Origin of the sequence: Phytoactinopolyspora endophytica, assembly GCF_004138495.1 — a bacterium.
In the GTDB taxonomy this organism is placed as follows: domain Bacteria; phylum Actinomycetota; class Actinomycetes; order Jiangellales; family Jiangellaceae; genus Phytoactinopolyspora; species Phytoactinopolyspora endophytica.
On the sequence record NZ_ML142854.1, the window covers coordinates 1 to 509 of the forward strand.

Annotated in this window: 1 protein-coding gene; it reads left to right on the forward strand. The window is 70.9% G+C overall.

Annotation, left to right across the window (positions count from 1 at the left end):
• Positions 1-21 precede the first annotated feature (21 nt).
• The coding region (locus ELR45_RS13045; RefSeq protein WP_240759625.1) for an HNH endonuclease at positions 22-509 on the forward strand (488 nt) is incomplete at its 3' end.

Genomic DNA, 509 nt, shown 5'->3' on the forward strand with positions numbered 1-509 from the left:
TCCGCGGAGATCGCCCTGATCATGACAGACACAGCCCTGCTCGGCGGAGACGACGACACCGCGGCGCAGATCCCCGGCTACGGCCCCGTGCCCGCCCCGATCGCGCGTGCCCTCGCACACGCCTTCGCCCACACCGACGCCGACACACCCGGCGGCGACGACGGCACACCCAGCAACACGAGCAGCAGCGTGGGCGGTTCCGTGGGCGAGCGGGCCAGGATCTGGATCCGTCGCCTCTACACCGACCCCGTCACCGGAGTCGTGCGTGACTGCGACACCCGACGTCGCCGCTTCGACCACTCCCTGGCACGACTGCTGTTCTACCGCGACGGCGGCACCTGCCGAGACTCGTTCTGCGACGCGCCGATCCGGGAATACGACCACATCCACCCCTACGCCGCCGGCGGCGACACCACCACAGCCAACGGGCGTGGCGTGTGCCAACGCGGCAACCACACCCGCCAACTGCCCGGCTGGACCGTCCGCGTCATCGACCCCGACCGCCACAT